This window comes from Coprococcus sp. RTP21204st1_G4_RTP21204_210225, assembly GCF_040915385.1.
Taxonomy (GTDB): Bacteria; Bacillota; Clostridia; order Lachnospirales; family Lachnospiraceae; genus Allocoprococcus; species Allocoprococcus comes.
In genome coordinates this window covers 1-351 of the sequence record NZ_JBCPDP010000072.1, presented here as the reverse complement: position 1 = coordinate 351, position 351 = coordinate 1, and the positions used below count along the sequence as shown (strand labels likewise).

General features: G+C 39.9%; 1 protein-coding gene. It reads left to right on the top strand.

What is annotated here, in order from left to right:
* The coding region (locus AB5213_RS17190) for a DUF4122 family protein (protein WP_368277041.1) at positions 1-351 on the top strand (351 nt) is incomplete at both ends.

The following is a 351-nucleotide window of genomic DNA, read 5'->3' as shown; positions in this document are numbered from 1 at the left end:
CCTGTTGATGAGGATGTCAATCCGGAAGATGTAGAGGATAATTTTGTACCGCAGAAAAGATTGTCGCAAGAGGATATGAAAGAATTGATGTCTTCTGAGTCTATTCCTGATCCGGATTTTTCGGGAGCCTGTACTTTTGAAGAGTTGGGTAATGTGGCAGATGTCTTATTGAATAGGACTACAGATAAGAAAAAGATTATGGATGCCGCAGAGACCTTATATAAACTTCAAGATTCCGACATCTATCATTTTTACACTACATCTATCAGTACGGAAAAGCAAGTGGATAGATTGCTAAGAGATAATCTTGATGGTGCAGGTCGTCGGTTGAATGGTAAGCAACTAGAGCGT